General features: G+C 56.2%; 8 protein-coding genes, 1 pseudogene and 1 riboswitch. Of the genes and pseudogenes, 3 read left to right on the top strand and 6 right to left on the bottom strand.

The genetic code is table 11. The annotated features are described in order from the left end of the window. From VHB22_RS00055 to VHB22_RS00035, 5 genes are all read right to left on the bottom strand, one after another. A partial coding sequence (locus VHB22_RS00055; protein WP_325454898.1) for a PQQ-binding-like beta-propeller repeat protein occupies positions 1 to 747 on the bottom strand: 747 nt, incomplete at its 3' end. 232 nt (positions 748 to 979) lie between these two features. Further along, a riboswitch (Fluoride riboswitch) is annotated at positions 980 to 1042 on the bottom strand. A gap of 694 nt (positions 1043 to 1736) precedes the next feature. Beyond that, positions 1737 to 2075 carry a hypothetical protein gene (locus VHB22_RS00050; protein ID WP_325454897.1) on the bottom strand — a complete coding sequence of 113 codons (339 nt, stop codon included), beginning with the start codon at positions 2073 to 2075 and terminating at the stop codon, positions 1737 to 1739. Positions 2076 to 2301: 226 nt separating this feature from the next. Then, positions 2302 to 4395, bottom strand: a complete 2094-nt coding sequence (locus tag VHB22_RS00045; protein WP_325454896.1) for a TonB-dependent receptor — start codon at positions 4393 to 4395, stop codon at positions 2302 to 2304. Between the two features lie 976 nt (positions 4396 to 5371). Beyond that, the gene (locus VHB22_RS00040; RefSeq protein WP_325454895.1) at positions 5372 to 6535 is read right to left on the bottom strand and encodes a hypothetical protein; all 1164 of its coding nucleotides are present in this window, start codon (positions 6533 to 6535) and stop codon (positions 5372 to 5374) included. A gap of 125 nt (positions 6536 to 6660) precedes the next feature. Then, on the bottom strand, positions 6661 to 7650 hold the full coding sequence (locus VHB22_RS00035) for an alpha/beta fold hydrolase (protein ID WP_325454894.1): 990 nt from the start codon (positions 7648 to 7650) through the stop codon (positions 6661 to 6663). Between the two features lie 509 nt (positions 7651 to 8159). Here VHB22_RS00035 and VHB22_RS00030 point away from each other — a divergent pair. The 3 genes from VHB22_RS00030 to VHB22_RS00020 all read left to right on the top strand — a co-directional run bounded on the left by VHB22_RS00030 (position 8160) and on the right by VHB22_RS00020 (position 11251). Beyond that, positions 8160 to 8486, top strand: a complete 327-nt coding sequence (locus VHB22_RS00030) for a hypothetical protein (RefSeq protein WP_325454893.1) — start codon at positions 8160 to 8162, stop codon at positions 8484 to 8486. Between the two features lie 803 nt (positions 8487 to 9289). Beyond that, on the top strand, positions 9290 to 10189 hold the full coding sequence (locus VHB22_RS00025) for an AraC family transcriptional regulator (RefSeq protein WP_325454892.1): 900 nt from the start codon (positions 9290 to 9292) through the stop codon (positions 10187 to 10189). A gap of 126 nt (positions 10190 to 10315) precedes the next feature. Beyond that, positions 10316 to 11251, top strand: a complete 936-nt coding sequence (locus VHB22_RS00020) for an MBL fold metallo-hydrolase (RefSeq protein ID WP_325454891.1) — start codon at positions 10316 to 10318, stop codon at positions 11249 to 11251. Between the two features lie 591 nt (positions 11252 to 11842). On the opposite strand, the pseudogene VHB22_RS00015 reads toward VHB22_RS00020, so the two are convergent. Continuing rightward, positions 11843 to 12035, bottom strand: a pseudogene (locus tag VHB22_RS00015) (hypothetical protein); the annotation flags it as partial.

The following is a 12035-nucleotide window of genomic DNA, read 5'->3' as shown; positions in this document are numbered from 1 at the left end:
ATCGCCGTTCCAGGTCTTGAGCGAAGAGTCTTTGCCGACCGGCTTGCCGAGCGACATCGTCTTCTCAGGATCGACCAGGATGTCGGAATCCGGGCCCATCGAGTAGGCGCGCCAGACCTTCTTGCCGCTGTTGATGTCGTAGGCGGTCAAGTGGCAACGGACGCCAAACTCGGCGCCCGAGATACCGATGAGAACCTTGTCTTTAATGACAAGCGGCGCACCGGTGCCGGTCTCACCCTTCTTGGGATCGCCGTCGACGACCTTCCACAGTTCCTTGCCCGTCTTCGCGTCGAGAGCGACGAGAGCCGTATCGGCCTGGTGGAGGAAGATCTTGCCTTCAGCGTACTGAACGCCACGGTTGACCGTGTCGCAGCACATCACAGGAATAACCGACGGATCCTGCTTCGGCTCATACTTCCAGATGATCTTCTCGTCGTTGGAAAGGTCGAGCGCGTAGACGATGTTCGGGAATGCCGTATGCACGTACATCGTGTTGCCGATGACGAGCGGGCCGCCTTCGTGACCACGAAGAACACCCGTCGAGAACGTCCACGCGACCTTCAGCTGGCCGACGTTCGCCGTTGTGATCTGGTCAAGCTTCGAATAGCGGTGACCGCTATAATCGCCCGATTGAATTGCCCAGTTTGCTGGGTCTTTTGAAAGCTTAATCACGTCCTCATTGGCCCATGCCGGCGACGAACACACCAGCAGAGCAATGGCGGCCGTGGAGTTTGCCCACTTCCTCATTACTTCCTCCATATGCTAGCGTCGCAAATGCGACGCAGCTGAGCCCACTCAGCCATCGCCGGGAGGATGAAAGGAGTTCGGAAGAGAGGGGTTGCAAGCGTGGAAAGCTCAACCGCTCAACTGTCTCCTTCATCCCCCCGACTTTCCGAGTTGATGAAAGAGACACGCGCTCTCCCGAGGCAGGAACACATAAATATCCCTACCGCGGCCTCACTCGATGAGTAAGGACATCAACGCAGTAGGAATCATCAGCCATCGGGGCGGTTGTACGGGAGATTCCATTCCCGGACGGGAAACTATCCTGTCGCCTCACCGAGTCAACGCGAAAATTCACGGATCCGCGAGATTTCGTGATTGACACATGGTGCAATAGTATTGCACGCGCGGGCCGCACCCATATCCGAGTGCAGCTTATTACTCAAAATGGCTCCGAAAAATTTCCAATCGCAGCGGGCGAATTGGCCGTAAGAAATCCAATACGAAAAAAGAAAGGCAAATGACCTGCAGAACAGGTCATTTGCCGTTCGAAAGTGGGCGACGATAGATCTACGAGCGCATACGTAGTCGGGCTACAGGAGTTCTTCCTTATTTCGCATTCTCTCGTTTGGTAGTTTTACAGTATTTGGGCCACTTCGGCGCGAAGCGTTTTTTAGCCCGCGCAATCATCAGCGGCTTTCCGCCCTTCCGGCGAACTATCTTCATCCCCGAGATGTAAAACCTTCGATCGTACGCGGCCAATCCTCGGCGTGGGCGCGCGCGGCATTCACGGAACGTCGCGACGAGATTTTGAAATCAGACGGATCACGCCCTTAGCGTTTTTCGGATGCGGGAGAGCGCGCTTCAGCTTTCGCAATCAACAGCGTTAGCGATCCGGTCGGCGACCCGCCGTCTCTTGATGGTCCACGGCCGACAATGAGAAGTCGATGGACTGACATTCGCCAATCACGTTGACGCGCGCCTGTTTTCCTCTGGCACCTTCTCATTTGGCTTTACCAACGGCGGCGCGCGCTCCACGGGCGTGACGCAACCCACGGCGGAGGTTCGTGCAATTGCCGCCCCCAACTGCCGGGACCACCCCAAACCGGACGCGCACCTAAACAACATCGCCGCCGATACCCATAAACCGGAGTGACCCAGTAATCCCGGCGCCACGCGACGGCCGGCGGTTGCCAACGATAAGGTTTGCCGTAATAGATGCCACGCGGCATGACCGACCAGGCGTCGTAAGAATTTCGGTATCGATAATCACGACCGAAGTCGGCAGCATACGCGACCGTCGGCACGAGGGCCGCAACACAAAATGCGAACAAACGAACGGGCGCTTTCATTTGAGCCTCGCTGACGCGTAACTGAATGTGCCACTGGACTTGCCAGCCGATGGCGACTTTCGAAAAAGGTGATGCCGCCTGCGTTTTTCGTCAACCCGATACGATATCTATAGTTGATCTTCAGGAAAAACTGGGGCGACGGGCGACTTCGTTTCAATTGCGAATAATATCTCCGGCGCTGTTGCGCGTCTGAGGTTATCTGCCGCCCGGCCCATGTCAGCCAGTCCTAAAATTTTTGCGAAAGCCCGACGAAGTAGCCGCGGCGCGGCCCATATTGCGGAGCGAATACGCCGATGCCGTCTCCATCCCGTATCTGGTAGACGTCGTCAAAGAGGTTGACGACGTCGAAACGCAGCGTCGTGGGCTCCTCGAACCAATGAAATTCATGCGAGACGCCGAGGTTGACTTGCGTATACGCAGGGACGCTATCGCCATTCGGAATGTCGGGCGCGTCGGTCCGAAGGCCGCTGCCGTAGATCAAATCGGCACTAAATCGGGTCCCGTCCCAGAGATAGGACAGCCCCGCAGAAACAGTAATGAACTGGGTGTGGTCCGTATAAATGTAATGGTCTGCGATATACGTTAGATCGTCCGGATCAATCAGGTATTGGTTTGAGATAATATTCTTCCCCCGCTGCTCGGCGATCGCGACGTTGCCATAGGCGCTGAAATTTCCCCAATTGTGTTTGGCTTTAAATTCGATGCCCTTGTTGGTCGCCTTCTCATAGTTGAACGCGTCCAGGACAAGTGCCGCGCCGAACTGTCCGTCATCGAGAAGGTCGTGCGCGAGCTTATAGTAAGCGTCGACACCGACTTCCAATCCAGGAAAGAGTTTTTGAGTAACGCCTACGTCGAAATAGTGCGACCGTTCGGGTTGTACGAGGCCACAAGATTGTTGGTTCTGTTTTTTGTCGCCACATGTGCCGGACTGCTGAATGGTGCCGTTGAAGGCGGTAATATTTACGGGACCAGAGGCGACCTGCGGCGGCGGCGTGAAATAGCGCGCGTAGCCAGCGTGGAACGTTGTGCCATCGAAGGGTCGATACTCCAAGCTGACGCGCGGGCTCAGCTGGTTGGCATCGACATATTCGTACATCTGGTCGAAGCGCAATCCGACGTTCAACGTCAGCCGATCACTCAGCCGGATTTCATCCTGCGCATAGACGCCAAGAAGCCAGCCAAGCTTGGACGTTTCGTCGAATACGTCTTTTGAATCGTATTCGTTCGTTCGCGGATCGGGATCGGCGAACAAGACAGTCGACGCGCTCGTGGCCCGCGTCTGCTCGGCGCTGACGCTGAAACCGGCGCGGATCGTATTGTAAGGATTCAGGCGATAGGATCCGTCGCCCTGAATGCCGTTGAGCAAGCTTCTGCGTTCGACGGACGACGCGATGCCGTTGAACACGAGATCTCCAACGGGGTCGGGATGGAATTGAAGATCGCTATAGCGAGAGAAGTAAGCGAGCTGCCAATCGCCGTTCTCAATCTTATGCTGTAGCGCGAGTACGTTGTAATAGTTCTGCTCGAACTGGTGTTCGTCGAGGAGGCGCGACTGGAAATTCTGTGGCAGACCGGCGACTTTGTAATTCGGCGTCAAGCCGGGCGTATTTGGGATCTGGAAATTCTGAACGGATACACCTGAAATCCAACTCAGCCGCGTCGAATTATCAAACAGTGCCGAGACATAACCGAAGCCCTTCTCCTGGTCGGTATGATCATGGATCGCATCCCAATTCGGAGTCGGGTTCTCGATGCCCTCATCGTTCATCAAATACCGGCCCGTGAAGAAATAGTCGACCGGCCCCGAGCTGCCGCCATATTCAAAACTCTGCGTAAAGGTTCCGCGGCTTCCGCCATAGGAACTGATGCTGCCGCCCGGCTGCTGCGAGCCAGCGCGCGAGATAATGTCGACAAGTCCCGACGTATGCAGCCCGTACTCCGCGGGCAAAGCTCCAGTGACGAGCGAGATGCTGTCGACGAATTGCGTCTCCAGAACATCGCCAAAACCTGAAACGCCATCCGGAAGGAGAATGCCGTTGATGCGATATTGGAGATTGGCGTGTTCGTTGCGGACGTGAAGCTGGCCGCTACCCGCCGAATCCTGGGCGACGCCGGGTGCCTGCAGAAGCAGCTTGTCGACCGGCGTCTGGGTACCCTGCGGAAGCGCTTCTATTTTATCTTTGTCGAATGCATAGGACGCGGTGCCAACCTGAGTGAACAAACTTTTGCGCGCTTCGTCGAAGGCTTCGTTGTCGATCGCCAGCGGAGTCTGGCCTGCGGTAGATGCTTCGCCGGAAATCTCTGTCGCGCCTTTGGGCATAGTCTGCAGCGCCGTTGCAGAAGCCGGCTGATAACTTGCGCCTGACGTCGCTGTTTTCTTTTTGCTTGCCTTTGTCCTGCGCTTTTTCGTTCGCCGTTTGGCTCCCTGTTCCGTCACGACAACCGGCGGCAAGGATTGGCCCGGTTGCATCACTGGCGCTGTGGCATTCGACGACGCAGATGTGCTCGGCGCCGACGGTGGAGAAGGCTGCACAGGCGGTGATGACGATTGCGTCGGAGGCGTCGCATTCTGTGCGCCGGCCGGTGAAATCAAAAATAGCGATGAACTAGCACAGGCAGCTACCGCTACCGAACTGATCTTCCATCCACGCATCCAAAACCTCAATCATATGTTATAATATCCGATTAATGGATGTCGGCGCGTGTTCAACCAGCATTTTTGACGTGGGCGTTGAATGGCCCGATGCCGTGCCCGCGAAGCAACAGCACTTACACTCCTGCGCTCTTGAAGATTTTATGTTCTGCGGAGGTTGTGATGGCGGCAGCGGCTGTGCGTCGAAGGTAACGGGCATCGGCCGAAGACGTTCTCCTCGACCTCTTGCGCCGAGCGTGGAACGCTAGCGGCAAGAGCCGATAGCGCATTAAGCTGCTCTACGCGATCGACTTGAGCCGGTCTCGGAGCGACACGCTAGTACGGCCGCAATCCGGGTCCGCCGATCAAGTGTCCGGCGGACATGGCACCCTGTGCCGCGCTTTGCTCGACCGCGGCGAGAGCTGGCACGGATGTTCAAGGTTGCAAGGCGGACGCTGTTTCGGGATCTGAAGCCGTACGCGAACACGACGCGATGCTTCTTGTCGACAGCTAGAAGGGGTTCGATCTCAGCCGTCGCGAAACGCTGCCGGAACGACGATGGAGGTCGTAAAGATTTCGATCTGGCAGCGTGCTGAGCCGGACGAGCCACGTTGTCATTATTGGACGAGGCAAGTCGCCCGTTTATCTTGTTCGCCGCTGCATTTTAGAGCGGTGCAGTTTGTTGATCGGGACTCTCGGCTATCAACGATAGAGCATGATAAGCGTGGCATGCGTCGCCTACGAATAACTTGCGCAGCGACGGATCAATACGCTCATCCTGAAGATCTATACCTTTCACATCATCAACCGCATCGCAAAGTCGCATCAGCCCGGCTTGTATAAGCGCAGTTTGTTCTACGGTGGGCAGAAACTGTCCATGATGACGAGCGACATTTAAAGTCTCAAAGGCGTGTCCCAGAAATTTTAGCTTCGAATCGAGAAGGTAATTTTTTACGACATCTTCCGGATATTGCCCTCGCAGCTGGCCGTAGTAGTCCTCTGCAATTTTCATGTCAGCCGCTAGCCGCCAAACCAGAATATCGTGTTGACGTTTCATTCTCTGGATAAGCGAGCGTTCAGTATATCCTGCACGCACGCAAGCGCCCAGACCATAGATTAAGTGGGTTCCTGCACACGAGAATTTCTCGATTGCATCCGGCTCGTCCGGCGCAATGCCTTCACGCATTTCTGTCTCGAAGCGAGCGTTGGCCCGCTCAAGCGTCGTCATCGCATACTCGACGACTTCGGCGAAGCGAATGCGTTTGCCGTCGGCAGTGATCCACTGATCATTGTCGGGGCTTATCGTGTAGGAGAACGCCAGCAGGCTCCACGCGAGATCGTCGGGATTAAACGTCATGGAGGTGGGTTCGAAAACAAACAAGGCCTTCGCACCATCCAGCAGATCGCCGACGCTGTGCTGACGGCCATTGGCTTGGAATTTGTATTCAATGTTTAGTCCGGAATCCAAGATGGCTTCTGCCAAGAAGACGTTAGTATGGCCTTCGTCGGCAACGGGCATGTAAAGGAACGTTTTACCGCCGACCACTTTTTCTTGGAGGTAGTGGCTGCAGAGAAAGGCAACAGCGGGCTCTCCATCAATCGCGAAATCTTTCCCTAATGCGCGGATGCCATGCATAACTACCCACGGGTCGTCTCTGACCGCCGCATGTTCCTGTACAAATTTTTTGAGCGACGATCGCGTTCGAGCAACTCTTACTGCACCGCCTTGGGTGAAAGCGTAGGACCGGTTGAGTTGTGTTATCGGAGACGCCAGAAGCGTAGCACCCATCATGCGCAGGAAGGCACGGCGTGATTGCAGCTTCGGCATCACTCGAAACGACCCATTGAATCTAATTTGTCCTTTTTTCACTACCGACACGCACACCTAAGATTTAGGGATGTCGATTGATAACGCAATCGACATCCCAGCGTCGTCAAAAACAGAGGCCGAGTTCAGCGCCCTTCTTTAGGAACGTCCAATCTGTGGCGATGAAGCCAAGCTGATTCCAGGTTCGCGATCTGGATATTATTTTTATCCGTAAACGAAAAATGCGAATTTCCGTGAATTCCAATCTCCGGTAGGTGCACGAGTGTTGCGTTTCCTCCGTGTTTGTTGACCGTCCTAACGAATAGTCGCACGCCCTGAAGACGGACTCGCCATTGATCGCGCGCGATATTGGTTGGGTCTGGCTTGCTTGGGATGTAATCACCGAAGATGATTTGGATAGGAATTCTCGTTAGCTTCTTAAAATCGGCCCGCGAAACCTCGTGGAAGCTCATCAGCCCGCCTGCAGCGTTGGGAATCGGAGCGGGAACTTCGCCTGTCGGGAAAACGCCTTCGTTAGGCTCATACGCATAAACTCCTTTGACCTTGGGATTCTTGATAGCCGTGAGAAAGCCCAGCAATCCGCTCGCGGAGTGAGTCATCATTACACCAGGTCCGATTTTGTCGAATAACGCCGACACGGCGTTCACAGACACATCGTTATCGCTTGGACCATTGTTGGTTCCACCTTCCCTGAAGAAATGGTCAAGTGAAGCAGGATCGTGAGGGAATTGACTTCCGGGGAAGAAGTTTGGCCACACGCCCAATCGCCAAGCATTCCAAGCCGCGTTCTCGCTAAAGCCAGGAGTGATTGTTGCACCCACGCTGCTCTTACCCGAACGGCCCGTTCTTGGCCAATCGATGACGTAGGTCTTCCAACCGCGACGCAAGAAAATGCTTTCAAATCCCTCGCGACCGTCGGGCGTCGTTTCCCACGAGGGGCTTAAACATCCGTGCCACATCACCAGAGGCAACGCCTGCTTCCGGCCCGCAGGAATTTTGTATTGCGCATAAACATGATCTACGTGCAGCATTTGTCCAGCGGGAGCGCTGAAGGGGCTGGGATCGCGTGGATTGAAGGTTCCTGGAGCAGTAATCACAGTGCCGCCGGCATACATGCTACCGACCCTATCAAGTACGAGCGGTTTATTCGCCGGGGCTTTGAAATAGTTTGAGAGCTCTCCGTTCTTCTTGCCCCCGCCGTATGCCAGGGAAGCCCCGCCAATAAGAATTGCACCTATGAGTCCCGCTGCAGCGTATACCCTGCTTATTCTAGGTTTCATTGTTACCTCTCCCTATTGGGAAGTTTCGCCTTCCCACTCTTGTTGAATTGCTCAACCATCGCTTTTCTTTATCGCGCTGTCGTGGCGAACAGCGCACAGCGTAGTTATTCAGTGCACCTCACTGTGTTTCGTCGTTTTTTTTGGAAAGCCGTAAAACCGAAGGCGTTGATCCCTGAGCGTTTTGGAATCTATGCAGGGGCACAAAAAATCGTTACATCTGCAGATGGCGATCAAGCAGCAGGTGAGCTCAGGCGCTGCAAAAGTTTGTTAGCGACAGCAGAAAGGGCGGCAGAATAATGCCCACTGGCATCAGCTTATCTACCTTCGTTGCATGCGCGAGAATATTGTCGATAGTTATCGCGACGGCGCTTTTCTCGAACGCGGCCCAGTCGCAATCATCGAATGACGATCGCGAGAAAGCCCCAACAACAGCTTCGGATCAGCAATCTTTTTCGAAGGCCGAGAAAGCGAACGCCAAGCAACGCACCTCAACTGAAGGAACGGATCAGCCCGAAACTCCGCCGCCTTCGCAAGGCACGCTTGCTGATGAAGCGCCGAATATCGTTCCCGTGCGGCCGGGGGCAGAGCCTTCTTCATCGGCACCTCAGGGCACACTGGCGGATGAGGCGCCAACCATCATTCCCCTCGCCTCCCCCAATATTGCGAAGTAAGCGATACCTTTTTTCATTATGGTTTGTGGGAGGGCAGGCTGACTTCCGCGGATACTCCGCTGCTCTTCCCTCAAGGTCCGATCGCACTACGGCCGATAAATTTTTACGTCGTATGGAGGTATCAAGTCACCTGGGCGCGCAGTCGTCATAGCCAATGCATCAGATGCAATAAGGCCAGGTGGAAATTGATCCCTCATATCCGATTATCAAACAAAATAGTCGAGCTATCGCGTTCTGCCCGACCGGGATCTATATGCCGCGCGCTATCGCAGCGATCCACTGCTGAGATACGCTCTGGTAATTGCCCGCAGGATAAGCTGGCGGCGTGCCGCCCGGTCCGGCGTTGCCGCCATAGGATGTGCTAACGTTTAATAGCCTGTGCGCTCGTAGCTATTTCGACATATCAGATCGAAGATCTTGCGGAGCAACGCCAACCGACCCGTCGGCACGTGACATCTCTCGGCACTCGGGGCGAGGACACGGTCTGATAACGGGATTTGTGCCTGCAGGCCGTCCAGCAGATGTTTGTAGCGCCCCCACATTATAAACGGCTAAGCCTCTGGACGTATTTTCAAGGCAGCCTGAAGGATATTTGAAGCTGCTCACAAAGCCTTTCCCCAAGGCTGGGGGCACTCTCCATCCAGCGGCATCGCGGACGCGGGCCACCATTGGAGATATCACATGAAGATCGTCGGTATCGACGGGACGGGGCTCGTTCAGTGTCGGCGCCGACAGATTGCCGGATAGCGGATACGTGCGCGCCAAACATCGCCGCGCGAATTGAATGCATTCAGAGGCGCCCGATGGACGAAGAAAACGAAGACGATAGGCGCCGCGCCGCCGATGCGGAAATGGCCCGCGTTCTGAAGACAAAACCGCTCAACATCGCTGCCGGCCTTGATCCATCCAGCGGCAGGATAGCGCATTGGAAGCATGGCGCTCTGCACGATGTCGTCCAGCCGATGGCCGATCATGTGATTATGACATACATCGACACGATGCAGCCACTCGAACGGCGGACCGGAAAAAGCGTTACCAAGGGTGTCGCGCGACCTGGTGTCGTGACGATCATCCCCGCAGGCACGAGCGCGCGGTGGGATATTGCGGGTGCCATCGACGTGGTTCAGCTTTACCTGCCCCCAATAATAATCGAGCGCATTTCGACTGAAGCCGGAAAGGCGATGCCCACAGGGCTGGTGGAGCGAACAGGCTATCTCGATCCCGTTACATCCCGGTTCCTGGTCACGGCGGCGGAAGCGCTTGAAGGCAACTCGACGCTGGACGCGATGTTCCGCCAGCAAATCACCGATCTCCTGGCGACGCGTCTGCTCTCTGCGCACGTCGGCACGGCGGTGCCATTGCTGCCCGCATCGGGTGGGCTATCGCCGAGCGTTCTTCGCCGCGCATTGGAACGGTTACGCTCGGAGAACGATGCCGACGTTTCGCTGACAGCCTTGGCTGCCGATGCCGGCCTGTCGCGTTTTCATTTCTGTCGAGCGTTCAAAGCGAGCACAGGGATGCCGCCGAATACCTGGTTGCGGCTCTACCGTTTGGAGCAGGCCAAGGCTATGCTGCGCGATCCATCCATCTCGATCGTCACCATCGCCGCTGCGCTCGGTTACGCGTCTCAAACGGCCTTTTCTGCTGCATTCAGAAAGCTGATAGGCATATCCCCCAGCGAATTTCGCCGAAAATCAATTTGACAGCAATCCCTCTGCAATCGCCGCAATCGCGCTGGCGCAAAGCCTGACGCGTATCGCTAAACCATCGCCATGCCCACACGCTTTGGGCGAACCGAATGTTCAGGGATCGAGCAAGAGGAAACTTCCATGTTGAATTTAGTTGCAAAACCAAGCGCAGAGCGTATCGCCCCACTTCCCTCCAAGTCCGAGGAATTGGTCCCATCGCGGTATGCTGTGGGGATCGGCGAGATTGAGGTTCTTATCGTCAGCGACGGCGTGCTGCCACTCCCCACCGCGATGCTGGCGCACAACGCCGCGCCCGCGGCACGCGCCGCCTGGCTCAACGATATGTTCCTGCCGCAGGACGCGTTTGATTGGGCGCTGAACGTTGCCGTGGTGCGTAAAGGCGATCAAACCATTCTCATCGACGCGGGACTTGGGCTCGATCCGGATCTGCAGTTGCCTCGGGCGGGACAGCTGGTCAAGCGCCTCGGCGCGGCCGGCATCGATCTGGCCTCGGTGACCGACGTCGTTCTGACCCACATGCACATGGATCATGTGGGCGGGCTTCTCGTCGATGGCGTGAAGGAGCAGCTACGGCCAGACTTGCGAATCCATGTTGCGGCCGCGGAGGTCGCGTTCTGGCAGGCGCCCGATTTCTCGCATACCGCCATGCCACAGGGATTCCCCGATGCGCTGCGGGCAACGGCAAAGCGCTTCCTCATTGAGTACGGTAGCTATCTGCGCACGTTTGAAGACCAATCCGAAATCGCTCCGGGCGTCGTTGTTTATCGCACCGGCGGGCACACGCCTGGACACAGCGTGGTCCGCGTCGCATCCGGTGGCGAGGCACTGACGTTTGCCGGTGATGCGGTGTTCGCTGTCGGGTTCGACCAACCCGAGTGGCACAACGGCTTCGAGCACGACCCCGAAGAGGCGGCGCGTGTGCGCATCCAACTTCTGCGCGGACTAGCCGAAACCGGCGAGATGCTGGTCGCTACGCATCTTCCATTCCCCTCCGTTGGCCACGTCGCAATCGACGGCGATACCTTCCGCTGGGTGCCTGTTTTCTGGGACTTCTGAGCGGCTGCGAGCCTGCGATGCCAGCGGCAAAAATCGACAGCGCGTTAAATTGCTCTACGCGATCGATTTTGGGTGTTTCGGGTTTGTCGCGGAAGCATTGCGCCGTGGCCTATAACGGCTCGCGGGTCCCGGGTGCAATCTCTTGCACCCGGGCTGGGACGTGCCATCCCCTTATGACGTGAGACAGCACGGAGGCTTCTTAGCAAAATCACTATTTATCGTGATCCGATATTTTTGCCGTCGCGATTTACACGCGACCTCTGTTGTAGAGATGCCGCAAGATCTGGAAACAATGTTTCTCGCGAGTTGATCATTTCGTTGAGTGCTTCGATAAAAGACCACGGCGCCCAACGCGCTAACCAACGTGGGCAAGATGTTTGGATGCCGATCGCACTGCCGTAGCGCAGACAATATCATTGAGCTTCGCCACAGCGCTTGATGACCCCGACCAGGCCTTCACGCCAAAACCAAACGCGTCGCGCGCCCGGGCGAGGCCATCGGGGTCATGCGTCGGCCGGATGATTGCCGGCTCTCTCGATGCAAACGTTTTGATAGCGCGCAACGTGGCGATCGAACGTCGAGGATCGTTCGTCACGCCGTCGGTTTATCGGCGCGCAAATTGGCTTCGGAGTAGGTCGCATCGTCTGCCAAGACGTAGGCGACGCCGTCACCCCTGACAACGACGGACATATGTCTTTCGCTGCGCCCGGGCGTCGGCACTATAATTTTTCGGGCATTTGGTGGGTGATGAAGGACTCGAACCTTCGACCCGCTGATTAAGAGT

Source organism: Hyphomicrobium sp. (assembly GCF_035548195.1).
GTDB lineage: Bacteria > Pseudomonadota > Alphaproteobacteria > Rhizobiales > Hyphomicrobiaceae > Hyphomicrobium_B.
This window is presented reverse-complemented; position numbering and strand designations above follow the sequence as displayed.